The organism is Rhizobium sp. RCC_161_2, assembly GCF_041355235.1.
Lineage (GTDB): Bacteria > Pseudomonadota > Alphaproteobacteria > Rhizobiales > Rhizobiaceae > Rhizobium.
In genome coordinates, this window is record NZ_JBFUPL010000001.1 from 888300 (window position 1) to 912953 (window position 24654).

At 60.7% G+C, this 24654-nt stretch carries 24 protein-coding genes, 2 pseudogenes and 1 riboswitch; of the genes and pseudogenes, 9 read left to right on the forward strand and 17 right to left on the reverse strand.

Features of this window, described 5'->3' with window-relative positions; translation table 11 throughout:
- The first annotated feature begins 24 nt into the window (after positions 1–24).
- Together AB6803_RS03980 and AB6803_RS03985 are read left to right on the forward strand one after the other, a co-directional pair.
- Positions 25–675, forward strand: coding sequence for a GntR family transcriptional regulator (locus AB6803_RS03980; protein ID WP_371107644.1), 651 nt, complete (start codon positions 25–27; stop codon positions 673–675).
- A 116-nt stretch (positions 676–791) separates the two neighbouring features.
- Positions 792–1814, forward strand: a complete 1023-nt coding sequence (locus AB6803_RS03985; protein ID WP_371107645.1) for an LLM class flavin-dependent oxidoreductase — start codon at positions 792–794, stop codon at positions 1812–1814.
- Between the two features lie 37 nt (positions 1815–1851).
- Here the strand turns inward: AB6803_RS03985 and AB6803_RS03990 are convergent, their stop codons facing one another.
- The 5 genes from AB6803_RS03990 to AB6803_RS04010 all read right to left on the reverse strand — a co-directional run bounded on the left by AB6803_RS03990 (position 1852) and on the right by AB6803_RS04010 (position 6759).
- On the reverse strand, positions 1852–3033 hold the full coding sequence (locus AB6803_RS03990) for a M20 aminoacylase family protein (protein WP_371107646.1): 1182 nt from the start codon (positions 3031–3033) through the stop codon (positions 1852–1854).
- Between the two features lie 81 nt (positions 3034–3114).
- Complete coding sequence (locus AB6803_RS03995; RefSeq protein ID WP_371107647.1) at positions 3115–3894, reverse strand: amino acid ABC transporter ATP-binding protein; 780 nt, start codon at positions 3892–3894, stop codon at positions 3115–3117.
- Positions 3891–4850, reverse strand: a complete 960-nt coding sequence (locus tag AB6803_RS04000; protein WP_371107648.1) for an amino acid ABC transporter permease — start codon at positions 4848–4850, stop codon at positions 3891–3893. Before AB6803_RS04000 ends, AB6803_RS03995 begins: the two co-directional genes overlap by 4 nt.
- The gene (locus AB6803_RS04005) at positions 4847–5737 is read right to left on the reverse strand and encodes an ABC transporter substrate-binding protein (RefSeq protein ID WP_371107649.1); all 891 of its coding nucleotides are present in this window, start codon (positions 5735–5737) and stop codon (positions 4847–4849) included. The genes AB6803_RS04000 and AB6803_RS04005 overlap by 4 nt, the downstream gene beginning before the upstream one ends.
- Positions 5738–5772: 35 nt before the next feature.
- A complete protein-coding gene (locus AB6803_RS04010; RefSeq protein WP_371107650.1) occupies positions 5773–6759 on the reverse strand; it encodes a nitrate ABC transporter substrate-binding protein in 987 nt (328 codons plus the stop codon).
- 100 nt (positions 6760–6859) lie between these two features.
- On the opposite strand from AB6803_RS04010, the gene AB6803_RS04015 reads away from it, so the two are divergent.
- Complete coding sequence (locus tag AB6803_RS04015) at positions 6860–8188, forward strand: PLP-dependent aminotransferase family protein (protein ID WP_371107651.1); 1329 nt, start codon at positions 6860–6862, stop codon at positions 8186–8188.
- Here the strand turns inward: AB6803_RS04015 and AB6803_RS04020 are convergent.
- The 7 genes from AB6803_RS04020 to AB6803_RS04050 all read right to left on the reverse strand — a co-directional run bounded on the left by AB6803_RS04020 (position 8179) and on the right by AB6803_RS04050 (position 17017).
- Positions 8179–8958, reverse strand: coding sequence for a class I SAM-dependent methyltransferase (locus tag AB6803_RS04020; RefSeq protein ID WP_371107652.1), 780 nt, complete (start codon positions 8956–8958; stop codon positions 8179–8181). The genes AB6803_RS04015 and AB6803_RS04020 overlap by 10 nt on opposite strands.
- Before the next feature lie 2 nt (positions 8959–8960).
- Complete coding sequence (locus AB6803_RS04025) at positions 8961–9791, reverse strand: ABC transporter ATP-binding protein (protein WP_371107653.1); 831 nt, start codon at positions 9789–9791, stop codon at positions 8961–8963.
- Positions 9788–10816, reverse strand: a complete 1029-nt coding sequence (locus AB6803_RS04030) for a FecCD family ABC transporter permease (RefSeq protein ID WP_371107654.1) — start codon at positions 10814–10816, stop codon at positions 9788–9790. Before AB6803_RS04030 ends, AB6803_RS04025 begins: the two co-directional genes overlap by 4 nt.
- The gene (locus tag AB6803_RS04035) at positions 10813–11844 is read right to left on the reverse strand and encodes an ABC transporter substrate-binding protein (RefSeq protein WP_371107705.1); all 1032 of its coding nucleotides are present in this window, start codon (positions 11842–11844) and stop codon (positions 10813–10815) included. Before AB6803_RS04035 ends, AB6803_RS04030 begins: the two co-directional genes overlap by 4 nt.
- Before the next feature lie 183 nt (positions 11845–12027).
- Positions 12028–12263: riboswitch (cobalamin riboswitch) on the reverse strand.
- 326 nt (positions 12264–12589) lie between these two features.
- Positions 12590–14479, reverse strand: coding sequence for a bifunctional sugar phosphate isomerase/epimerase/4-hydroxyphenylpyruvate dioxygenase family protein (locus AB6803_RS04040; RefSeq protein WP_371107655.1), 1890 nt, complete (start codon positions 14477–14479; stop codon positions 12590–12592).
- 125 nt (positions 14480–14604) lie between these two features.
- Entirely contained in the window at positions 14605–15501 is an 897-nt protein-coding gene (locus AB6803_RS04045; protein WP_371107656.1) for a LysR family transcriptional regulator, read from the reverse strand.
- Between the two features lie 112 nt (positions 15502–15613).
- A complete protein-coding gene (locus AB6803_RS04050) occupies positions 15614–17017 on the reverse strand; it encodes a VOC family protein (protein WP_371107657.1) in 1404 nt (467 codons plus the stop codon).
- A 96-nt stretch (positions 17018–17113) separates the two neighbouring features.
- Between AB6803_RS04050 and AB6803_RS04055 the strand changes: the two genes are divergently transcribed.
- The gene (locus AB6803_RS04055; RefSeq protein WP_371107658.1) at positions 17114–18031 is read left to right on the forward strand and encodes a LysR family transcriptional regulator; all 918 of its coding nucleotides are present in this window, start codon (positions 17114–17116) and stop codon (positions 18029–18031) included.
- Positions 18032–18044: 13 nt separating this feature from the next.
- On the opposite strand, the gene pdxA is transcribed toward AB6803_RS04055, so the two are convergent.
- Positions 18045–19034 (reverse strand): 4-hydroxythreonine-4-phosphate dehydrogenase PdxA, encoded by a 990-nt coding sequence (gene pdxA / locus AB6803_RS04060; protein WP_371107659.1) that lies wholly within the window; start codon positions 19032–19034, stop codon positions 18045–18047.
- 29 nt (positions 19035–19063) lie between these two features.
- Positions 19064–19420 (reverse strand): annotated as a pseudogene (locus AB6803_RS04065) (iron-containing alcohol dehydrogenase); the annotation flags it as partial.
- Between AB6803_RS04065 and AB6803_RS04070 the strand changes: the two are divergent.
- The 4 genes and pseudogenes from AB6803_RS04070 to AB6803_RS04085 form a co-directional block, all read left to right on the forward strand.
- Positions 19415–19789: pseudogene (locus AB6803_RS04070) on the forward strand (oligopeptide/dipeptide ABC transporter ATP-binding protein); the annotation flags it as partial. The pseudogenes AB6803_RS04065 and AB6803_RS04070 overlap by 6 nt on opposite strands.
- A complete protein-coding gene (locus AB6803_RS04075) occupies positions 19789–20640 on the forward strand; it encodes an ABC transporter ATP-binding protein (protein ID WP_371107706.1) in 852 nt (283 codons plus the stop codon). The pseudogene AB6803_RS04070 and the gene AB6803_RS04075, both read left to right, overlap by 1 nt.
- Positions 20637–21698: a four-carbon acid sugar kinase family protein gene (locus tag AB6803_RS04080; protein ID WP_371107660.1), complete on the forward strand. Its 1062-nt coding sequence runs from the start codon at positions 20637–20639 to the stop codon at positions 21696–21698. The genes AB6803_RS04075 and AB6803_RS04080 overlap by 4 nt, the downstream gene beginning before the upstream one ends.
- 18 nt (positions 21699–21716) lie before the next feature.
- Positions 21717–22319: a FadR/GntR family transcriptional regulator gene (locus tag AB6803_RS04085; RefSeq protein WP_371107661.1), complete on the forward strand. Its 603-nt coding sequence runs from the start codon at positions 21717–21719 to the stop codon at positions 22317–22319.
- A gap of 11 nt (positions 22320–22330) precedes the next feature.
- Here AB6803_RS04085 and AB6803_RS04090 read toward each other — a convergent pair whose 3' ends face one another.
- The 3 genes from AB6803_RS04090 to AB6803_RS04100 all read right to left on the reverse strand — a co-directional run bounded on the left by AB6803_RS04090 (position 22331) and on the right by AB6803_RS04100 (position 23810).
- Entirely contained in the window at positions 22331–23149 is an 819-nt protein-coding gene (locus tag AB6803_RS04090) for a transglutaminase family protein (RefSeq protein WP_371107662.1), read from the reverse strand.
- An 83-nt stretch (positions 23150–23232) separates the two neighbouring features.
- Entirely contained in the window at positions 23233–23550 is a 318-nt protein-coding gene (locus AB6803_RS04095) for a hypothetical protein (protein WP_371107663.1), read from the reverse strand.
- Positions 23547–23810, reverse strand: coding sequence for a hypothetical protein (locus tag AB6803_RS04100; protein ID WP_371107664.1), 264 nt, complete (start codon positions 23808–23810; stop codon positions 23547–23549). Before AB6803_RS04100 ends, AB6803_RS04095 begins: the two co-directional genes overlap by 4 nt.
- A gap of 520 nt (positions 23811–24330) precedes the next feature.
- On the opposite strand from AB6803_RS04100, the gene AB6803_RS04105 reads away from it, so the two are divergent.
- Entirely contained in the window at positions 24331–24648 is a 318-nt protein-coding gene (locus tag AB6803_RS04105) for a co-chaperone GroES (RefSeq protein ID WP_371107665.1), read from the forward strand.
- Positions 24649–24654 lie beyond the last annotated feature (6 nt).

Consider the following 24654-nt stretch of genomic DNA (forward strand, 5'->3'; position numbering starts at 1 on the left):
TTTGCATTGGAGAGCGTGGCAACCATGTCCGAGAATGTCGTTCAACGCCTGCGTGACGAGATCGAAAACGGCATCATTTCAAACGATTTCGCTCCCGGCGAGCGGTTGGACGAGGTGCAGTTGGCCACGCGCTTTGGCGTGTCGCGAACGCCGATACGCGAGGCGCTGATGCAGCTGAATGCAATCGGACTGGTGGAAATCCGTCCACGCCGCGGCGCAATCGTCATTGATCCGGGGCCACATCGCATTTTCGAGATGTTCGAGGTGATGGCCGAGATCGAGGGCATGGCTGGCTCATTGGCGGCGCGACGGCTGACGGACGCCGATCGCACGGCCATCCTGGCCGCCCACGCCGACTGCAAGCGCTCGTCCTCCGCCGGCGACAGCGACGCCTACTATTACGACAATGAGCGTTTTCACAGGGCGATCTATGCCGCCAGTCACAACGATTTCCTCTCGGAGCAATGCGTGGCGCTGCACCGCCGCCTGCAACCCTATCGGCGTCTTCAATTGCGCGTCCGCAATCGTGTCGCGACATCGTTTTCCGAGCATGACGCTGTTGTGGAGGCGCTTTTTGCCGGCGACGCGGAACGCGCGCGCACGCTTCTGCGCCAGCATGTCAGCATACAAGGGGAGCGCTTCAGCGATCTCGTATCGACTTTGTCGCGCCGATAGTCTCTCAGGGCCAACGCATCACTTCTTTGGCAGCGACACGGTGCCGGCTGTATCCAAAGCAGGAACTATGCCATGAAGCATGGACTATACACACAACATTTTTGAGCGGTGCGATCATGAAGAAAATCGGTTTCCTATCGTTCGGGCACTGGACGCCCTCGCCGCAATCGCAGACACGCTCGGCCTCCGACGCGCTTCTGCAGTCCATCGACCTTGCCGTCGCGGCTGAGGAGCTGGGTGCGGACGGGGCCTATTTTCGCGTCCATCATTTCGCGCGACAGCTCGCTTCGCCCTTCCCGCTGCTGGCGGCTGTCGGCGCCAAGACCAGTCGTATCGAGATCGGCACGGCGGTCATCGACATGCGCTATGAAAACCCGCTCTACATGGCAGAAGATGCAGGCTCGGCCGATCTCATCGCCGGCGGGCGTCTGCAGCTCGGCATCAGCCGTGGTTCACCCGAACAGGTCATCGATGGATGGCGTCACTTCGGCTATGCACCGCCCGAAGGCGAGAGCGAAGCCGACATGGCCCGGCGCCATGCGGAAGTCCTGCTCGATGTGCTGCAAGGCGAAGGCTTTGCACAGCCGAACCCACGACCGATGTTCCCCAACCCTCCCGGCCTGCTGCGGCTCGAGCCACACTCCGAAGGCCTGCGCGAGCGGATCTGGTGGGGCGCAAGCTCCAATGCCACGGCGCTCTGGGCGGCCAAGCTCGGGATGAACCTGCAAAGCTCCACCCTCAAGGACGATGAGAGCGGACTTCCCTTCCACGTCCAGCAGGCCGACCAGATCAGGGTATATCGTGAGGCATGGAAGGCGGCCGGCCACAAACGCGAGCCGCGCGTGTCGGTCAGCCGCAGCATCTTTGCGCTGGTGACTGATCGAGACCGTGCCTACTTCGGAAACGGCAATCAGGGTGAAGACAAGATCGGCTTCATCGACGATAAGACCCGGGCGATCTTCGGCCGTAGTTATGCTGCCGAGCCCGACGCTCTGATCAAGGAGCTGGCCCAGGACAAAGCAATCGCGGAAGCCGATACGCTGCTTCTCACCGTCCCGAACCAGCTCGGCGTGGAATACAACGCCCATGTGATCGAGGCGATCCTGACCCACGTCGCCCCGGCCCTCGGCTGGCGCTAACGCCAGCCATGAACTGAGGCTCGCCTGCCGGCGGGTCTCATTGGTCGAGATAGCGCTCTGTCAGGCGAGCCCACATGGCGGCCCCAACCGTCAGGCTTTCATCAGCGAAATCATATTTTGCGCTGTGCAGGATTGCCGAATTGACGCCATTGCCGAGGCGGAGAAAGCTGCCCGGTCTGTGTTCGAGATAGTGGGAGAAATCCTCACTGCCGGGAATGAGCGCGCAGGTGCCAACCTTGTCGATGCCGACCAGCTCCTCAGCAACAACGCGGGCAAATTCCGTTTCTTTTTCGGAGTTCACGACGACGGGATGGCCATGCGCGTAATCGATGACAACCTGCGCTCCATATCCGTCCGCCACCGCTTCCGACAACTTCCTGATCCGCGCTTCGAGGAGCTGGCGCACCTTCGGATCGAAGGAGCGGATGCTGAGCAGCATCTTCGCGCTTTCCGGAATAACGTTTGCCGCTTCGCCCGCATGGATCGAACCCACGGTAATCACCGCCGTCTGTGTCGGGTCGATGCTGCGGGAAACGACCGACTGCAAGGCAACCACGAGATTACAGGCGACGACGACCGGATCGATGGTCAGGTGCGGACGCGAGGCATGGCCTCCCTTGCCGGTGATGGTGATCTCGGCCGTGTCGGCTGCAGCCATCAGCGGACCGGAGCGCATCAGCCATGTGCCCTCGGGTGCACCGGGATGATTGTGCAGGCCGAAGATCGCGTCACATGGAAAGCGCTCGAAAAGACCATCATCGATCATCGCCTGTGCGCCGCTCTTGGCACCAGCCTCTTCGGCGGGCTGGAAGATCAGGTTCACGGTGCCGTTGAAGCGACGGGTGCGGGCCAGATATTCGGCCGCACCAAGCAACATCGTGGTGTGGCCATCATGACCGCAGGCATGCATCTTTCCCGGAACCCGGCTGGCATAAGGCTTGCCGGTCTGCTCGTTGATCGGCAGCGCATCCATATCGGCACGGATGGCGATGCTCTTTGTCCCGGCACCTGCCTTCAGGCGGGCGACAACACCATGGCCACCGACATTTCGGTGAACTTCGTAGCCCCAGGCCTCCAGCTTCTCAGCCACGAAACGGGCGGTCTCGGCCTCCTCGAAGGACAGTTCGGGATTGGCGTGAAGATGCTGCCGGATACCGGTGAGTTCGTCTTTCATCGGCTCGAAATCCGAGAGGCGGGCGAAGTCGTTGTCGAGGGTCATGGCTGTTCCAGTGGTTTGCATGAGCGGCATATCCGGCCTGTATGAGGCCGGCGATCTCGCATCTGATAGGGGGCCGTCGCGCTAGATAAAGCGCGACAGGAAGCTTCTGGTTCGTGGATGCTGGGGATTGCCGAGCACATCTTCAGGCTTGCCCTGCTCGACCACCTTGCCGCCATCCATGAAGACGACGCGATCGGCCGCTTCGCGGGCAAAGCCGATCTCATGGGTGACGACGATCATCGTCAGGCCCTGCTTGGCCAGATCCTTCATGGTGGCGAGCACTTCGCCGACGAGTTCCGGATCGAGCGCGGATGTCGGCTCATCGAAGAGCATCAGCGTCGGCTTGATTGCCAGTGCCCGGGCAATCGCCACCCGCTGCTGCTGGCCGCCGGAGAGCTGGCGCGGATAGTTATCGGCCTTGGCCGAAAGCCCGACCCGCTCCAGGAGGACGCGCGCATTCTCGATCGCCTTGGCTCGGCTTTCGCCATGGATGCCGACCGGTGCCTCGATGATGTTCTGCAGCACCGTCATGTGCGGATAGAGATTGAACTGCTGAAACACCATGCCGATCTTGCGCCGCTGCAGGGTAATCGCATGGCTGGAGAGGCGCTCCAGCCGGCCCTTGCGAAAGCGATAGCCGATCTGCTCCCCATCCACCTCGATCGATCCGCGGTCGATGGCTTCCAGGTGGTTGATGCAACGCAGGAAGGTCGATTTTCCGGATCCGGACGGTCCGAGAATAACCACCACTTCGCCCGGCGCGACATCGAGATCGATGCCTTTCAGAACTTCGAGGTGATCGAAAGACTTGTGGACGTTACGGGCGCGGACAAGCGGCGCCACGGTCGCGATCGCGCTCATTGGCCTTCCTCCTGTGCTACCAGCTGGGACGGGGTCGGTGCAGCCAGTGCAATTTCCTTCATAGGCTTGGCGCCGCCGGAACGGCGCTCACCACGGCCGTAATAGCGCTCGATATAACTCTGGCCGACATTCAGCACCGAGGTGATCAGCAGATACCAGATGACGGCGACCAGCAGCATCGGCACGACTTCGAAGGTGCGATTATAGATCGACTGGACCGAATAGAGCAGATCCGCCATGGCGATGACGCTGACGAGAGAGGTCGCCTTGATCATGCTGATCAACTGGTTGCCGGTGGGTGGCACGATCGAGCGCATGGCCTGCGGAATGATAATGCGGCTGAGCGCGCGGGCACGTGTCATGCCGAAGGCCTCGGCGGTCTCGAATTGCCCTTTGTCAACGGACAGCAGGCCTCCACGGATGATCTCCGCCATATAGGCCGCCTCGTTTAGCGCCAGCCCGGCGATCGCCGCCGTCATCGGGCTGATGACCGAATTCGTATCCCAGCTCACGAAGGTCGGGCCGAAGGGAATGCCGATCGACAGCGTTGGGAACAGGGTCGAAAGATTATACCAGAAGATCAGCTGGACCAGCAGCGGCGTGCCGCGGAAGAACCAGATGAACAGGGAGGCCAGCGAATTCGCCAGCCGATCCTTCGACAGTCTGGCGACTGCCAGCAGCAGGCCGAGCACGATGCCGAACGCCATGGCGACGACCGTCAGCCCAAGCGATACGTAGAGGCCGCTGATGACGGTTGGATCGAAGAAATAATGCGCCACGACCGACCAGCCGAAATTCTCGTTGCCGGCGACCGACCAGGCGAAGTAGGCCGCAACCGCCAGCGTGACGACCCAGGCCGCCAGGCGGCCCATCGGGAAAGGGCTGTGGGCGTTGGCCACATCCCGGGTATTCGCATCGCCGACCGGCGATGCGATCTTGTCGGTCGCGGTACTCATTTCGGCAACGTCCCGCCGAGGTTGATGCCCGGCTCCTTGATCATGTTGTTCTCAAGGCCCCACTTCTTCATGATCGCGGCATAGGTGCCATTGTCCATCAAAAGCTTCACGGCATCCCGCAGCACCGGACCGAGCGGCGAACCCTTCGGTACCACCGCACCCTGGTAGAGATCCTCGAAGCCGTTCTTCTGGCCGACGCCCGTTAGTTCAAGCTGTCCGTTTGCCTGCGTAACGAAATAGGTGAGCGGCGCCTGAGAGGAGAAGAAGGCATCCGATCGCTTCGAACGCACGGCAAGGATGGAGCTCGGCTGATCGGTAAAGGACTGAACCTCGATTGCGCCCTTGCCGTCGGCCTTGCACTTCTCGGCCTGGACCTGAATCACCTTCTCGGCGGAACCGCCGGCCATGACGGCGATGCGCTTGCCGCAGGCCGTGTCAAGCGAGGTGATACCTTTCGGATTGCCCTTCTGGACGGAGAAAACGACAAACTCCTGAACCCAGTCGACGAAATCATTCGCCTCTTCGCGGCTCTTGAAATCGCCCACCGGGCCGAAGGCAAACTGATAGCGGCCGGAATTGACACCCGCGAGCAGCGCGGGAAGACCGCCGACCGTCTCATGCGTGATCTTCACGCCGAGCACCTCGCCGATGGCATCGGTCAGATCGGCGCTTGCGCCGGTCAGTTCCGTGCCGGTGACGATCTCATAGGGAGGAAACGAACCATTGTTGACGGAAATCATCTTGCCGGCCGTGCGGATGCTCTCGGGCAGCTTGGCCCGCAGCTCCTCGTTCACCGACAGCTTTGGAAGGCCGGCATCCTGCGCGAACGCGGAACCCGAGATCATCAGGCTTGCCAGGGCAAGGTAGGTTACTTTCTTCAACGACATGCTCGTTCCCCTTTTTGGTTTGTATTCCTTAAGCGTCAGCCGGCAACCTTGGCGTCGATGCGGCTGCCATCGGTGTCGAACTGAAAGAGCTCCTCCGGCGTCAACAGCCGGGGCAGGATACCCTGCACGTGCAGCTCATTGGCGAAATCATGGATCATGGTGCGATTGATCGCAAAGCCACTCGCATCCCAGCCCTGCGGCAGCTCGACCGATGACTTTAGAAGTTCATCGAACATCCAGGGCGTGGTCTCGGCATATTTACGCCGTTTGCTCAGCCACATGCGCTGGGATTCATCGATCAGCGCACTGAGTTCGGCAATCACCCAGGGATGTTCGGCAACGACATCGGCCTTCAGGCCGATGAGATGCATGCCGGGGACATAGCCGACCTCATCGAAATATCGGCGCTCGGCACCACGAAAATCGGAAAGAACCTGCCGGAAGGGCGAACCCTCCGCGAAATAGCCGTCCGGCATGAACGGCGTGAAGATCGCATCCAGGCCGCCATCCCTCAGAAGGTCGACCATCGGCCGCTCGCCGGGCGCAGCCTCGATGCGGCCGGGACGGCCGAAGCCGTCGAGACGATCGACGATCGGATGTGCCTCGGTCAGCCGCCCCGCATACCACATGGCATCCTCGACACCCACGCCCTCGCGGCGGAGCGCTGCCCGGGTCCAGGTATTGCCGGAATCGCGCCAGCCGGTGACGCCGACGCGCCTGCCCGCCAGATGGCCTAGCTCGGTAATCGGGCTATCCTTGGTCGTGATGACGCAGCGGTGGCGAAAGCCGCGCATGATGAAATTCGGAATACCCACGACGCTTTCGTCGCCATCGATGCGAAGCTGCGTATAGCGGCTGAACGACATTTCCGCCGCATCATAGGCGTCACTCTTTCCGACATGAGAAACGAGGGTACCGATCCTGTCCACCTTGATGTCGAGCTTTGGAGAAGAGACGTCGCCGAGGACGAGCGGCGTCATGTAGTCCCAGTCACGAAGGGCAAGGCGGAGAGTCAGAGGCATGGACATTCACTCGCTGAAATCTTGTTTTCGAAGTGAATAAATGTTCAAATAAAGCCGATCAAATGTTATTACGTTATTGAACATTAAAAATGGCGCGAAAATGAGCGAAGACAAAAGTGCGGGATGGTTTGCCGAAAAATTGAGCGACAGGACCATTCGGGGAATCGCCATTGGAACCAGTGCGTTGATCCGCGCCGGCGCCCTGCCGGTCGGCACGAAGCTGCCTCCTATCCGCGATCTCGCCTTCGAGCTCGGCATCAGCCCCGCCACCATCTCGGAAGCCTGGAGCGAACTCAGGCGCCAGAAGATCATCAGCGGGCGTGGCCGCAACGGCACCTGGGTCAGCGGCGATCGCTTCGTCGCCAAGCCGGCGCGACTTGCAAGCAACGGACATTATGGCGAGGACGTCCTCGACCTCACCGCTGCCGTACCGGACGTCAGCCTGCTCCCGAAACTGGCGGAAGCAATGGCCTACGGCGCATCGGCCGAAAACCTCAACAGCTATGAACGCAACCGCATCCTGCCGGAGCTGGAGGCGGCGATGCGCAAGACCTGGCCTTACGAGCCGGAAGCGTTTCTCGCGACAAATGGCGGCTATAACGGCGTCTATACGCTGGCGCATGCCTTGATCGCGCCCGGAGAAACCGTCGCCATCGAAGACCCGACGGGCATGCGTCTTCTGGATATTTTCGAAGATCGCGGTGCGCGAATCATTCCCGTACAGTGCGATTCAGAAGGGCCACTGCCCTCATCCTTGCAGGCGGCGATGGAACAGCGGCCCGTGGCCTTCATCTTCCAGCCGCGCCTGCATTCAGTCACCGGTCAGACCGTCAGCCGGCAACGCATGGACGCTCTGGAGCGCATCCTCAGAGACACCGATACTTTAATCGTCGAGGATGATGGCATGGGCGATATCTCCGCCGCACCGCGCCACTCGCTCGGGCACCGGTTTCCCGATCGGGTGATCCACATCTTCTCGTTTTCGAAGACGCATGGGCCGGATCTGCGTCTCGCCGTACTCTCGAGCTCGCGGGCAATTGTCGAACAAATCCAGTCCTACCGGAGCTTCAGCGCCGGCTGGACGAGCCGCATTCTGCAAGCCGCGACCGCCTGGCTGCTGCGTGACGAGGCAACGCAGGATACGCTGCATCGCGCGCGCGCCATCTATCAGACCCGACGCGGCAACCTTATCGGCGCCTTGCGAGACAGAGGCGTCGACGCGGCACAAGGCCACGGCCTTTGTGCCTGGATTCCCGTTTCGTCCGAACCCTTCGCGATGGTGACCTTGGCTGCGCGCGGCATCGCCGTTCATCCCGGCGCTAAATTCTCCAACCTGCCGAGCAACCACCTGCGCGTTGCAACTGCCACCCTCACAGACCGCTGCGAGGAGGTTGCAAGCTCGATTGCGCTGTCCGCTGTTTATGACTGAGGCCGTCTGCAACAAAGGACGAAACGCCGATAAAGCAGGGTGCGCAACCGGTTTCTCAGATCAGCCGTCTGTCGCTGGGCAGCGGCAATCGGCTGATGAGAGCCGATTTCTATACCCTCGAAACCTGCGGCTTCGATCAGTGGCGCAAGTCTTTCCACGGTGAGGCCGGCACCAAACGGCAACCGTCCCATGATGCTCCGATGCCGGTCGCTCATCGCGCCGTCGTAGTGGGGATCGATCCCGGCGATGCGGTCGATCAGGCCGATGGCGAAAGAGGCGAGCCTTCCGATAAATGTCGGTTTTGCCCAATCGCCGTCAAAGATCAGCAGTTTCCCGCCCGGCTTCAGAACCCGATACCAGTCTGCAAATGCCTGCTCCGGCTCCGTCAGCGTCCAGACAAGATGACGGCAGACGACGGCATCATAACGCGCATCCGGTTCCATCGTCCGTTCCGCATCAGCGAGGATGAAACGCACGCTTTCCCGCTTGGCATGTTTGCGGCGGGCAACCGCAAGCATCGCCTCGGAAAAATCGAGCGCCGTCACCTGATGTCCAAGGGAGAGCAATACGTTGGTCACCTCGCCGGTGCCGCAGGCAAGCTCGAGCACCTTCAGCGGCTCGCTGTCGAGACCGCGCTGAACCGCAGCTGCCCAGGCATTCAGTTCCGGCCCAGGGGGAATACGATGGCCGAAAGCGAGGTCGAAGGTTTTCGACCGTTCCGACCAGTATTCGCGAATATCTTCCTTCAGATGATGATTGCGGCTCTGCATGTTTACGACGCCTTGACCTTGGCGCCTTCGGGCTGAGCGTCATCGATGACCCGCAATGGCCGGCGCGGGGCAGCCGTCGCCCGGTAGCGGATGAAGCAGCCGCCGTCGCTATCGTGCTCTACCTCGACATCCACACCAAACACATCGCGGATGCATTCGGCCGTCAGCACCTCACGCGGCGTACCGAGCGCCACCAGTCGCCCGCTATTCATGACGGCAAGGCGGTCACAGAACATGGCGGCATGGTTCAGATCATGCAGGGCCGCGACCACGGTCAGATCCTGCCGGCGCACGAGATCCAGAAGGCCGATCTGGTGACCGATGTCGAGATGGTTTGTCGGCTCGTCGAGGAGCAGGATCTTTGGCTGCTGCGCAAGTGCGCGGCCAATGTGCAGCCGTTGGCGTTCTCCACCCGAAAGCGTGCTCCACAGCCGGCCAGAAAGATGGAGCATATCGACATTGGCGAGGGCGGCCTCGACGATCGCATCATCCGTCGCCGACCAGGGCGATAACGCCCCAAGATAGGGCGTACGGCCGAGTTCAACGGCCTGTCTGGCCGTAATCCGCTCGCCAGTGTCTGCCTGTTGCTCCACCAGGGCCAGACGCCGGGAGAGTTCGCGCCGTCCGAGAGCACGGATCGGCGTGCCGTCCACAAAAATCTCCCCGGTCTTCGGCTTGCGGATGCCGGAGAGCATCATCATCAGGCTCGTCTTGCCGGAGCCATTCGGCCCGATGATCCCAAGAAATTCGCCGGTGCGGACGTCCAGCGATATGTCCCGAACGATAGCTTGCCCACCGGCATTCCACGAAACATTCCTTGCGGACAGGGTCATGCGCGCGCCCTCTTCTGGCTCAAGATCAAGGCGAAGGCGGGCGCGCCGACAAGCGCGGTGATCACGCCGATCGGCAGAACCTGGCCGTGGATCAGCGTGCGCGACAGGATGTCGGCCGCGATCATGAAGATGGCGCCGATCAGGGCTGCTGCCGGCAGAAGCACACCATGGCGGACACCCACCAGCATTCGCGCCGCGTGCGGGATGACCAGCCCGACGAAGCCGATGGAGCCGACGATCGACACCATGACGGCGGTCATCATCGCGGATGTGCCGACGAGCACGAGATAGGTGCGTCGCACCGAAATGCCGAGCGAGGCGGCCGATTCCAAGCCGAAGGTAAACGCATCCAGCGACCGGGCATGCCAGAGGCAGATGACGAGCCCCAACAGCGCAGCGGGAATTGCCAGCCAGGCATCCGGCCAGCGCACACCGGAGAGATTGCCGAGCAGCCAGAACATGATGCCGCGCGCTTGCTCGGCTGTCGCCGCCTTGGTGACGATGAAGGAGGTGAGCGCGTTGAAGAGCTGCGAGCCCACGACCCCGGCCAGAATGATCGCGGCCGTCCCACGCCCCGCCCTGACGGCCAGCAACGCGACGAGAGCGAAGGCGACGAGCGCACCGAGGAAAGCTCCCATCGGCATCGTCAGGGCGCCCGCACCCAGACCGAGGATCGCGACACCGACGGCGCCGGTGGAGGCGCCGGCGGAAATGCCGAGAATGTAGGGGTCGGCCAGCGGGTTGCGCAGCAGCGACTGCAGCACAACACCGGACAGGGCAAGTGCCGCCCCGCAAGAGGCTCCAACGACTGCGCGGCTCAGCCGATAGCTCCAGACGATGCCCTCGTCGATCGGCTCGAGCGGGTAACCGGCGCCCCAAAGCCGATTGGCCACGGTCTTGGCGACGGTCTCAAACGGGATCGAGGTCTCGCCGATCGCCGCACCCAGCCAGAGCGCGGCAACAAGAATGGCGAGCGCCAAGGCGATTGTACCCGTTCGCCCGATCGATGAAAGAGCGCGGCTCACTGTGTCAGGCCGGCCGCTGCGATGGCATCAGCAAGCGCCTCTATGCCTTCGATCGTACGGATTGTCGGGTTCATCGCCTGCGCATCCATCTCGAAGACATGGCCACTTTTGACGGCGGGCATCAGGCTCGCGACAGGGTCCTTTTCCAGGAATTTGCGCTTGGCCTCCGCGCTGTCCAGCGGATAGCGGCGACGCTCCATCGCAGCCGCCACGATCATGGTTGGATTGGCCTTGGCAATCGTCTCCCAGCCGACCGTCGGCCATTCATCATCGGTCTCGATGATATTCTTGATGCCGAGCGCCGACATGATGTAGCCCGGCGCGCCATTGCGGCCGGCAACATAGGGATCGGCATCCTTGGCGCTGGAGAACCAGAAGACGGCGGAAAGCTTGCCCTGTGCGGAAGAAACCTTGGCGCGGGCTGCCGCTTCGCGCCGCTTCAGATCAGCGACCACTTCCTCGCCTTTGTCCTGCACATTGTAGATCTTCGCGAGATCGCGGATCTCCTGATAGACGAGATCCATAGTGAAGACCTGATGGCGGACGCCATCGCTGGAGCCGGAGTTCTCCTTACCGACGCAATCGGACGGCGAGGTATAGACCGGGATACCCAGCTCCTCGAACTGTTCCGGCTTGGCGACCACGCCTTCCGGTCCCACCTGCCACTGGAACTGAACAGTCACGATATCCGGCTTCTTTCCGACGACGCTTTCGAAGCTTGGATCGTTGTCGGCAAGGCGCTCGATCTTGGCGTTGACGCCCTCATAGCCCTTAAGAACCGGTCCGACCCAGACTGCGGTGCCGACCACCTTGTCGGCAACACCGAGGCTATAGAGGATTTCCGTTGTGCTCTGGCCGATAGAGACCGTGCGCGACGGCGCCTTCTGGATGGTGATCTGCCGGCCGCAGTTCTGGAGCTTAAGAGGGTAGCTGGTTTCCGCAGCTCCCGCCTGCCCCGGCAAGCCGGCGACGATCAACGACATCGCGAATAGGCCGGCGCGCAATGGCCGCTTGAAAATGGTCTTCATCATAATTCCCCGAAGTGATGTGAACGCCGCCCGAAAAGGGCGGTGGTGAAAGTCAGAATGCCCAACAGGCATTCCGAGCGGTCGAATGATCGTCAAAATTCGGGGAAGGCAGCGTATCAAGGCGCTGCGAAGCGTAAAGGATGGTCATGTCCTGCTCCTGTTTCGGGCATCCCCGCCCGTGACAATGGATAAATCTTCGACGGCAGGTCTCCTGGCTTACGGATATCAGTCGTCCATCTGCCTTCCCGCGCCTGATCGGCGCAGTGGCATGGCGCCTTTCGGCACCACGAGGATGGACGGCAATCCGCTTACAGTTGCGGGGGCAGCCACGGTCTTGGTCCCTTTTGGGTCGTCCTCACCGTGTTCCCTATTAATCCCCTCGGAGTCATCGTTGGGGAACCGTCAAGTCCAGTTATGCCAAGCACGACGCTTGCGTCAAGCCGCGAGGACGCCAACTTGAAAATAGCCCTCGCGGCCAAGCCTCCCGCCGTCATCGATCTGGATATCATGATAAACTTTAATAGTTACGTAATAACATTACGTTCGCTATCAAACTTTCTGACAGCTGTCCAGTTTGCACGATCCGTTTTATGAAATGCTGTGAAATAGTAGCCGAGACCTGCATGACCAAGCAGCGCGATAGGTGACGCTGCCTGCCGGTTCAGCGCAGACATGATGATCCGGCTACGGATATCTCGGGCTTGATTTCATGCGAAACCGGGATTGCGGCGCAGTGATACTAAGTTCACTCCCTTGGAAGGCCCTCCGGCCGGAGATGCCTCTTGAGTGCGGCGATGCGGAAGATGGCGTTCGGAGCGCCATATCCCCGGTAGTCATTGCGCTGAACGATCTCGAAGAAGAAGCCTTCACCGAAGGTGCCGCTATAGAGCTGAAAGAATTCACCGTGTTCGTCGCGGTCATAGAGAATGTTCTCCGCCTTCAGCCGCTCGGTCAGTTCCGGATCGAGACCGAAGCGCGCTTCGACGTCATCGTAGTAATTAGGCGAGATGGGCAAGGGCTGAAAACCGTTCTTCCGCAGCACTTCGGCCGTCTTGAAGATGTCGTCGGTCTGGAAGGCTAGGTGCTGCACACCAGAGCCGAACTTTTCCGCGATGAAGTGACCGGCCAGCGTACGGCGGTTCTCCGCACCGTTCAGCGTGATCCGCAGCGTGCCCGCGTCATTTTCCACCACCTGGCTGCGCACCACGCCGGCCGGATCGATGATATCGACCATCGGCGTCTTCCGTGTCTCAAAGATCGACGTATAGAACAGCAACCAGGTCAGCATTTCCTCATAGGCGACTGTCTGGGCAATATGGTCGACGGTGCGTAGCCCAGCGGGCTGGACTGCGGCTTTGTCATCAAAAGGAATGAAGTCGATCTCGGAAAAATGCCCGAGATCGGTCTTGTCGTCGAGGAAATAGATGAGACCACCGCCAACCCCACGGATCGCCGGTACGTCGAGTTCGCCCTCTGCGACTGGCTGGCTGAACGGTTCCGCATCGAGCGCCCTGGCGCGCGCCAAAGCTGCTTCCGCGTCGTCAACAACAAGTGCCACCGCATAGGCCAAAGTGCCGTGCACGGCGAAGGAGGAATTGGCAAATCCCCCATCGTCGGTGTTGACGAGAATGCGGATATCACCCTGTTGAAAGAGGCTCACCGTCTTCGTCCGGTGCATGGCGACTTTGCGGAAGCCGAGCGTGCGCAGAATGCCGATGAGATCGTCTGCGTCCTCTTCGTCGGCGGAAAATTCCACGAAACCAACACCTTTGACGGAAACCCGATCAGGCATGGAGGCAACGGTGAGACCGCCGGCATTGGGGTTGCGGCGCACCTGGTCGCCGAGATAGATCAGCGATCGATGACCATCGGCGGAAATCGCCCGCGACGAGCCGCCACGAAACTGGTCGTTGAAGATTTCCAGCGAGAAATAGCCGTCATAGCCGGTTTCGGCGACAGCCGTCGCAAAGGCCGTTACGGGTAGGTCACCCTCGCCCGGCATGTTGCGGAAATGCCGACTCCAGTAGAGCAGGTCCATGTCGATGAGCGGCGCATCCGCCAGCTGAACGATGAAGATCTTGTCCTTCGGAATAGAGCGGATCGAATTGATGTCGATCTTGCGCGACAGCGTGTGAAAGCTGTCGAGGATCAGGCCAATGTTCGGATGATCGGCGCGGCGCACGATCTCCCAGGCGTCGCGGTGGTCGTTGATGTGCCGGCCCCAGGCAAGCGCCTCATAGCCAACCTTCAGGCCGCGTTTCGCGGCGCGCTCGCCGAGCTCATGGAAATCGGCCGCCGCACGGTCGATACCGCCGAGCGAGGCCGGCGAGACATTCGAGCAGACCAGCACGAGATCGGTGCCAAGTTCCTGCATGACATCGAACTTGCGTTCAGCCCGGTCGAAGGTCCGAGACCGAAGCGGCTCCGGCATACCCTCAAAATCGCGGAAGGGCTGGAAGAGCGTGATCTCCAGCCCGTGGTCACGCACCATCCGCCCGACATCGGCCGGACTGCCGTCGAAAGCCAGGAAATCATTTTCGAAGATTTCCACTCCGTCGAAACCCGCCCGCGCGATCGCTTCAAGCTTCTCCGGTAATTCCCCACTGATCGATACAGTCGCAATCGACGTCTTCATTGTGGTCAAACCTCCGTGTCGAGCTGGATGCGGATACCGCACGCCTCGTGCCGGTCGTCGACAATCATTGGTCGATATCAATGATAACTGCAAATACCAAAATATACGACATACATAACTTGATGTTAATTTTGCGCCGCCGCCTTCATCTCCGTGCGCAGCAGTTCGATAAACTCTTCGGCGAAGACGGAAAGCACGACATCGTTGCGGTATGCCGCATAGGTGCGAAAGGTGGTATCCGCCTCGATCTCAAGGCATTTGACTCCGCGCACGCCACCACCAGCGACCGTGAACTGATCGATGATGGCAATGCCCAGTTCCTCCGCCACGAGCGCGCAAACAGTCGTTCCGAACCGGGCCTTAATCTTCATCTTGTAGTTCAAGTCACGGCGCCGGAAGATTTCAGTCATCACGCGCCCGTATGGATCGTTCGGATCGATCCCGATCAACGTATGCTTGACGATCTCCTCGGGAGAAATGCTCTCCTTCTTGGCCAGCTCGCTATTTTCCGGCACGACACAGAGCAGCCGTCCGGTCGCCAGCGGCGCAAAATGGACGATCGCATGCTCGATGAACGAGCTGATCGCCACCACCTCGCCGCGCCCGACAAGGAGGTAGTCGATAGCTTCCTCGATCTTCAGGATGTTGATGTCGACATCGAGCTCCGGATAGCGGCCCCTGATCCCGGCAATCGATTTCGGCACCATGACGTTGGCGATGCTCGGAACCGAACCGACGCTGAGAAGCCGGTTGTCGCCTTTACCGAGCCGATCGACCGCGAACTGGAGATCCTCGACCTGGCGGTAGACAGTATCGAGAAGGCCGAAAATATGCCGCGCCTCCGGCGTCGGCACATAGCGTCCATGGCTGCGGTTGAAGAGCCGCACATTCAGCGAATCCTCTGTGTATTTCATCAACCGGCTGATACCAGGGGCAGAAACACCAAGCAGGTTGGCCGCACCGGCAATGGTGCCGGTAATCATGATCGCACGGATCACTTCGATCTGGCGGAGCGTCAACATCGTCGCGGCCCTCTCCCGAGTCAGACACTGAGATTTCCGGCACGATCCTATGGGCAGTCCGTTAAATCAATGGTTTCGCGCGGCTCTAACAGCTTCGCAGCGCCGCTTTCCCCTATTCCGCGGCCTCCGTCCAATTCAGCGCCCGGCGGCACGCTTCGATCGAGGCCTGTTCGATACCGGCATAATGATCGAATTCGTTGAGCACGCTCGTCCCGAGCTCCGCCTCGAAATGCAGCTGATTAGGGCTGGCAGCAAATTCATGCTGCGCATCGTCGCCGAGATTCGACTGGAAGATACCCGCTGCACTCACCGGCAGGAAGTCCTCGTAAACGATGGGATCGAACTGCACCAAACCATCGGCGATCCATTGTTCGAGATTGTCGTCGGTCCGGTTGCCTGCCTTGCGACCCTTCTCCGTCAGCGAGTAGCTGAAATAGCCTAGCTCTTGGGCGCGGATCTCTTCCCAATTGTCCGGGAATCTTTCGAAGGCCTTGGCGAGTGCCGCCTCGTATTCCCTGGCATTCGAACCATCGCCAGCCGGCCGAACGATCCCACGGGAATCCGTGAGGAGCGCGTCATAGAGCGCGCGGCCCTTGGGGGTCAGCGCGATGCCGCGCTGTTCGATCTCGCCGAAGCGGGCGGTGTGCGAACCGGCCTGCCAGGAACCATCCTCCGCACAAAAGGACACCGGCTCTTCGAGCGCCTTGAAGGAGGTCTGGCGCAACAGGATCGGGCATTGGTGGGTCGGCGGCCCCTCGACCACGGCTTTCGGCACGATACCATGCCCTGGCATGCGGGCCTGGACGAGATCGATGTCGAGCGTGCGCGGCGTCAGGTGATTGATATGCGGCCCCTTGAAGGAGACGACGTCGGCGATCAGACGGTGAGCATCGTGCAGGCGATGATAGAGCTCGGCACTGACATTGGCGCGATCATGCCAACGGAAAGTTTCGAGGACTTCGGAAACGAAACGGTCGGCATCGCCCTGCCCGAGTCCCCCGTCCTTCTCGGCTTTTTCGGCGAGCGCGATCGCGCCTTCGGTGAAGATCCGCCGGCCGGCAAGGACGGCCTCCGCCTCGGCGCGCAACATCTCGTTCGCAATCAGATCGAGCCGGAGAAGCGACGTGAAGACGCGGAAGGGATTGCGCTTGAGGGCGGCCTCGCCGACGGGGCGAAAGGCGGTCGAATGCACCGGCACACCCGCCGTCGAAAGATCGTAGTAGCCGACCGGATACATGCCCATCACCGCAAAGATCCGCCGCATCATGGCAAGTTCGGCGGCAGTGCCGAGGCGGATGGCGCCATGCCGCTCCTCGGAGATCCGCGCAAGCGAATCTGTCTCGTCAAGGCGCTCCTGAAACTCGGGGTTCGCGGCCAGCGTTTCCGCATTGACCTCCGACACCAGCTCCATCAGCGTGCCATAGGCCGGCACTTCCTTGCGATACATGTCCGACATGGCGGCGGAGAATGCGTGGCGAATTTCATCGGGGGAAACATGCAACCTGGTCACGGGCATTCTTTCTTGCGAGCGAGTTCATTCCTTTTCCGCACAATATTGCTTGTTGCAATCATTGTCTCATGACATTCTTGGCTGAGTTGATGCGTTTTGAGAATGAATATGCGCCGCAGCCTGGTTCCTGATATCGCCAATCTTCAGGCTTTCGAGTGTGCCGCACGGCATGGCAATTTCACCCGGGCGGCTGAGGAGCTGAACCTCACCCAAAGTGCCGTGAGCCGGCAGATCCATGCGCTCGAAGAACAAACCGGGCTACTGCTGTTCGAGCGCGTGCGCCGGCGGGTCATCCTCTCCGAGCCGGGAAAACGCCTGCTATCCGAGGTGCAGCGCCTGCTTGCTCAGTCAGAACAGCTGATGATGCGGGCGGTCGCTTCGGCCGACAAGGATGAGTCGCTCACCATCGCGACGCTTCCGACCTTCGGTGCGCGCTGGCTGATGCCGCGCCTGCCGGATTTTCTGGCCAGCCATCCCTCGCTGGCGTTGACGGTGGGCTCGCGTTCAGAACCCTTCGATTTCGATCAGGAAGATTTCGACCTCGCCATCCATTATGGCCAGCCTAGCTGGGCGAAGGCGACATCGACTTTTCTCTACAGCGAACTTGTGCAGCCCGTCGCAAGCCGAAAAGTCGTCGAGAAATTGCTGGCGCAAGCCCCAGCCGATCTTGCCGACGCGCCGCTGCTCCATCTTACCACCCGCCCGCGCCTCTGGTCGCAATGGTTCGAAACCAATGGGGTGACGACGGATAACGGTTTTCGCGGCAACCGCTTCGATCAGTTTTCGATGATCATCGGCGCGGCCCTCGCCGACATGGGGGTCGCGTTACTGCCTTCACACCTGATCGAGGAGGAGATTCGCGCGGACGCGCTAGTCCCGGTCTTCGATCTGCCGATGGCCACCGAATTCAGCTATTATGTCGTGCTGCCCGAAGGACGCCAGAGCAACGGGGTGGCGAATACCTTCAAGGATTGGCTGATCAGTCAGGCCAACACTGCTACAGAAGTGCTTACTGGTTGAACAGAACTCCCGATCAGACAGCCTTGCCGCGCGGTGAACGGGCCATCAGCCGGGCATAGGCGATTGCCGAAAGCATATTCACATGATTGGCCTTGCCGGTTCCGGCAATGTCAAAAGCCGTGCCGTGGTCGACGGATACGCGATCGATCGGCAGTCCCAGCGACACGTTGACGGCGGTCTCGAAGGCGACGAGCTTGATGGGGATATGACCCTGATCGTGATACTGCGCGATAACGAGGTCGAAAGCGCCATTATAGGCGCGCGCGAATACTGTATCGGCCGAAATCGGACCGACGACATCGATCCCCTTCGCTTGCGCCTGCTCGACGGCCGGCACCAAGAACTCCATGTCCTCGGTGCCGAACAGGCCGTTTTCGCCGCAATGCGGATTGAGACCGGCAACGGCGATGCGCGCCGTCTTGCCGAGTCGTAGGAAGTGATTGTGTCCGGCCTCGATGGTCGCCAGCACCCGCTCCGTCCTCGCCCGTTCGATTGCGCCTCTTAACGAGACATGGGTCGAGACGTGAATGGTGTTCAGCCGCTCCGAAGCGAGCAGCATGAACGAGCTCTTCGAACCCGTCAGATGCGCCAGCAAGCCGGTATGACCGTCGAAATGATGGCCGGCGAGGTTCATCGCCTCCTTGTTGATCGGGGCCGTGACGATGACGTCGGCCGCGCCCGACATGGCAAGATCCACGGCGCGGCTGATATAGCGCACCGAGGCGTCACCCGCGACCGGACTAACCTTGCCGATCTCAGGCAAAGGCGCGCCGAGCGCCACTTCGTCGACCGCAATTCTGCCGGGGCCGGCAATATCCGCCAGCGCGAACACCAGCCCGGTCGCGGCGACCCGATCGGCGCGCTCAAGCGCTTCGATATTGCCGACGATCACGAAATCGCGGCGTTCTTCCTCCGGCATCGCCGCCAGCGCCTTGACAATCACTTCCGGGCCGACGCCTGCGGGATCGCCCAGCGTCACCGCGACTTTCGCATTCCTGTCCATCAGTCCCATTCCCTTTCGGCGGCACGCGCTCAGAAGGCGGCTTCGTAGATCGAGCGAATATCGGCGCGCGACAGCTCACGCGGATTATTATCAAGCAGCCGACGGATGGCAAACGCATCGTCCGCCATGGCGTCGAGATCATCTTTCGGGACGCCGAGGCCGGAGAGCGTCATTTCGATGCCAAACTCGGCACAGAAGGCGTAGGCAGCATCGAAGACCGACTGGATACTATCCGATGCCCCGCGCCCGAGCGCATCCATGACGGCCTTTGTCTTCTCTGGAACGGACGGCGTGTTGAAGGCGAGTACATGCGGAAAGATCAGTGCATTCGCCGCACCATGGGCGATATGCCAACGCGTGCCGAGCGGATAGGCAAGCGCATGTCCGTGGTCTGGATCACCCACGACCTAGCGCTGATCGCCGGCCTCGTCGATCGCGTTGCCGTACTCTATGCCGGCACCGTCGTCGAGGATGCGCCGGTCGACGAACTCTACGCCCATCCGAGCCACCCCTATACGCACGGTCTGCTGGCCTCGATCCCGAAGCTTTCGGATGCGCCGGCAAGCCGGCTGAGTTCGATCGGCGGAACGCCGCCGGAACCCGGCCGCCGACCCAAGGGATGCCCATTTGTACCGCGCTGTCCACTGGTGGAATCCATCTGTCACGAGGGTGTGCCGAAGCTCGAACCATTGAACGGAAGCGGAAACCATCGTACGGCCTGTTTCGTCGTCCAGAAAATGCGGGAGGCTGCATGATGAGCGCCCAATCGCTGCTCAAGATCGAAAACCTGGTCAAGCATTTCCGTGTCCGGCTCGGCGCCTTCGGCGAACGGGCAGCGACCATCTATGCGCTCGACACTGTCGACCTGGAGATCATGGAAGGCGAGACGCTGAGCCTCGTCGGCGAATCCGGCTGCGGCAAGTCGACGACTGGTTTCACCATCCTCAACCTCTACAAGGCAACCGGTGAGCCGATGCTCTTCCACAAGCTCTGCACCAAGGTCGAGCTGAAGGACAAGGTAGCGACGCTTCTCACCGACGTCGGCCTGCCGACGCGCTTTGCACAACGTTATCCGCATGAACTCTCCGGAGGCCAGCGCCAGCGCGTCGTCATCGCTCGAGCGCTTGCCTGCCAGCCGAAATTCATCGTCTGCGACGAAGCGATCTCGGCGCTCGATGTGTCGATCCAGGCGCAGATCATCAATCTCCTACTCGATCTGCAAGACAAATACGGCCTGACCTATCTCTTCATAGCCCATGATCTGGCCGTCGTCCGCCACATCAGCACCCGCGTCGGCGTCATGTATCTGGGCCGTCTGGCAGAGCTCGCGCCCCGTGACGCGCTCTTCGGCAATCCGCTGCATCCCTATACCAAGGCGCTGCTCTCGGCGGTTCCGGAAACCGATCCGGCACTGGAGCGGACCCGCTCCCGCCAGATCCTGCAAGGTGACGTGCCGAGCCCGCTCAACCCACCGAGCGGCTGCCGTTTCCATACGCGCTGCCCGATCGCGATGGATGTGTACAGCAAAGTCGTTCCGCAATGGAAGGAAGCCAAGCCCGGTCATCTCGTCGCCTGTCATGCGGTCAACACAGGAGCGGATGCATGACGCTGAAGGTTGCGATCATAGCCGACGACCTGACCGGCGCGCTCGACACCGGTACGCCCTTCGTCGAGGCCGGCCTCTCCGTAACCGTCGCGATCGATATCGACGCCATATCAGAAGCGCTCGCAAGCGGCTCCGAAGTCGTCGTGGTCAACACGGACTCACGAGCACTGCCGGAGGTGGAAGCGGTAGAAAGGGTCGGGCTCGCAGCCGGCGCTCTTCTTGTCGCTGCGCCGGAAATCCTCCTGAAGAAGATCGACTCCCGCCTGAAGGGCCATGTGGCGGCGGAAAGTGCGGCTCTTGCCGCCGCCTTCGGTCACCGCGAAATCGTCGTTGCGCCGGCCATTCCCGATCAGGAACGCTTCACCCGCAACGGTAAGGTCGTCGGCCGGGGCGTGGACTATCCGCTACCGATTGCTGAACTCTTCGACACACGGCCGGAGACGGTCCTCATCATCGATGCCGAGAGCGACGACGATCTGGACCAGCTTATGGCGAGACATGACTGGAAGACGAGCCTTGCCGTTGGCGCGCGCGGCATCGGCAGCGCACTTGCCCGCCATATCCGCCGAGGAGGTACGGCCGGCCGGGCATTCGTGCCGACCGGCAGGACGCTTTTTGCCTTCGGCTCCCGCGATCCGATCACTGCGGCGCAAATGGCCACGCTCGAAGCATCGGGCCGCCTGCGCGCGACAATCGACGCACCGATGGGCCTGGTGCAGTTCGGCAAGGGGCAGACGCTTCCGCTTCTGCTCCGTTGCACCGGCGACATCACTGAGGAGGCGACGGCTGTCGCCGATCGTTTTGCCAAAGGTGTGACGTCGGTGATGGAGGATACCCATCCGGATATGCTGATGATGGGCGGCGGCGACACGGCCGTCGCTGTTTTCCGCGCGCTCGGAATTCGCCTTCTGGCACCAAAAGGCGAAATCGAGGCGGGCATTCCATGGTTCGACGTGACAATGGCTAACGGCGCCCGGCTCCGCTGCGCGGTGAAATCCGGAGGCTTCGGGAATTCTGATAGTTTGCTAAGACTGATCCCTAAGAATCAGGCGGCCTGAGACAATGCCGGCCGGAGAATGAACGTCGACGAAGCAAATGGTGCATCGGCAAATGCGCAGGCGGTTCGGGCAGCCAAGCCAGAGAGCGGCAAGGCGGTGAAGCTTGTCGATCGCGTTTTCGACCAGCTTCTGGAGCGCATCCGCTCCGGAAACTATCCGCCGGATTCGCGCCTGCCGGGCGAGCATGAGCTTACCGCGATGCTTGGCGTTTCCCGCCCCGTCATCCGCGATGCTTTGGCGCGGCTGCGCGATCAAGGCATGGTCTATGCCCGCCAGGGCGCCGGCACCTTCGTCAGCGCCCATGGCTCGCCGATCGCCCAGCTCGCCTATGCACCGGTCAAGACCATCGCCGATATCCAGCGCTGCTACGAATTCCGTCTGACTATCGAGCCGGCCGCCGCCTATTTCGCGGCGAAAAGACGCGATGATGCCGCTATCCGGAAAATTGCCGCCGCGTTGGCTGATCTTCGCGAGGCGACCAGCCACCAGCTTCACCGCACGGACGCGGATTTCAATTTCCACCGGTCGGTGACGGAAGATGCCCGCAACCTGATGCAGGCCCACCTCGAAGGCTCAAGAGACCGCCTCTTCGAAGGACGGGCGCTCGACCTGTCGTTTTAGCAGTCGCGTGCTCATACCTGGCTAAGGCTCTCCACTTCGTAGGTCCAGACTCGAAACGCTTTCAGCACATGCGGACCGAAGGAGTTGACGAGCGGGATATCGGCGGCATCGCGACCGCGCGCCACGACGATGCGGCCGATCCGCGGCTTGTTGTTGCGCGGATCAAACGTATGCCATGTTCCACCAAGGAAGACTTCCATCCAGGCGCTGAAATCCATCGGATCGACTACGGGAACGCCGATGTCGCCGAGATGGCCGTTGACATAACGGGTGGGGATGTTGAGGCAACGGCAGAGCGTGACGGCGAGATGCGCATAATCGCGGCAGACGCCGACGCGTTCGTGGAACGCCTCGAATGCCGTCCGCGTCGAACGCGCCTGCATATAATCGAAGCGGATGTGGCCGTGAACGAAATCGCAGACCGCCTGCACGCGTGCCCAGCCAGGCATTGTCGTGCCGAACATGTCCCAAGCGAACTGGCTCAGCCGGTCGGTTTCGCAATAGCGGCTGCCCATGAGATAGACGAGGCAATCGTCCGGCAAATCCGAAACCGGGATCTCCCTTGCGTCCGGTACTATCCTGTCCGTTTTGCCATCATCCTCGATCGTGGCATCGCCCCACATCGTCAGGTCGCCCGCCGGAGCGACAAGCCGCCGGCATCGGTTGCCAAACAGATCGCGGTAGGTCGAGGTCGGGACGTCGGGAATGGTAAATACTGTTTCAGGAGATCGAATATCCGCCGCGCGATCCTCGTGGACCGACAGGAGGCAGACCAGGGCAGTCGGCTGCTGGCAGGTCAGGGTCATTTCGTAACCGTAGCGGATCAGCATAAAGAGGGCTCCTGTGCAGCAAGGCTAACAACCAGATGGACGTTCAGATTTCGGCGGCACTTTTCGTGTTTGGCTTTCTCGTTTCAAGAGAGCCATGGTTTCGCTCCCTGAGCATGACCGAAGGTCTTCTCCATGAGGGTCTCTCCGCCACCGGATGAGGCGCGCACCGATTCCAGCTGGTCCTCCATCATCACCCGTTCATGAGGCTCGTCCTCGTTGCGGATGCGGTATTGCAGCACATTACCTCTCGGCGGCAGCGTACCCGTGACACGGTAGGTGCTCCTGAATTTGGGCGCGGCCATGCCGGGGGCTTTTCTTATCCAGACGGCCTGTCCCACGGCAAAAAGATGCATGGCGGGATCGCGTCGGATCGGATGGGTACCGCTTCTTGTATCGGTCATGATTGTTTATGGTCCTTTTCGAGTGCGATTTCGAGATCCGCTGGATTGATCGATACCATTTGGTGCCTTGCGCCCTGCATGGCGATCCCCGGCAAATGGATGAAGGCGCCGACACGCCGCCAGGCAAGCCGGGAGATCCCCTCGATGACTTCCTCATCGTGATCGACACAGTATTCGCCGGCCGGTTGCGGCGCGTCGAACCCTGGCAGCAGGAACGGGAACGAAAAGCGGACGACAGTTTGCGTGGTACGGCTGGTCATGGCGTGTCTTTCCGCTGGAAGACGCCGATGCGTCTCCCTGCATTCTTCCCATCGAGGCCGGAACGATCCGGACTCTGCCGGTACATCCAAGGTCCGTGCGAGGGATCATCAAAGGTTCGGACAGTGCGACGCGCGCTGGAACGGCGCTATGCGTTCGCTATCGAGAACTCGGTGACGCAGGTGGGTCGTAGGTCTGAGACACCGCGAAAGCCGGAAAAACTCAAATAATTGAACCTCATATATACGACTTCATTGGGATTCAATCAAGGATAATTCAGATTTCATTGTGAATATTCGTCAATAAAATTCAAAAATCTCAAAATAAAATACTAATTTAATATCGATATAATTCGCGTCAGACACCTAATTTAGGTTAGAATCGGAAGAATAATAGCCGATCTATATTTTATAATAATCTGCATATACGCGTAATATTTCTTAGCACTCCTATCTATCGAGTGCCACAAGTGCTATTTAAAAACATCAGCCGCCATATGCACCGGCTGCAGAAAGATCCTCTATGAAATTCCGTCCACTCCACGATCGCGTCGTCATTCGGCGCGCGGAAGGCGATCTCAAATCCAAGGGCGGGATCATCATTCCAGACACCGCCAAGGAAAAGCCGCAGGAAGGCGAAGTGATCGCCGTTGGTCCGGGCATCCGCAATGAAGACGGCGCGTTGATCCCACTCGACGTCAAGACCGGCGACACGATCCTGTTCGGTAAATGGTCCGGAACCGAGATCAAGATCGATGGCGAAGAGCTCCTCATCATGAAGGAGGCCGACATCATGGGCATCGTCGGAAAGACCGATGCGGCCGCCCAAAAAGTCGCCTGACGGACG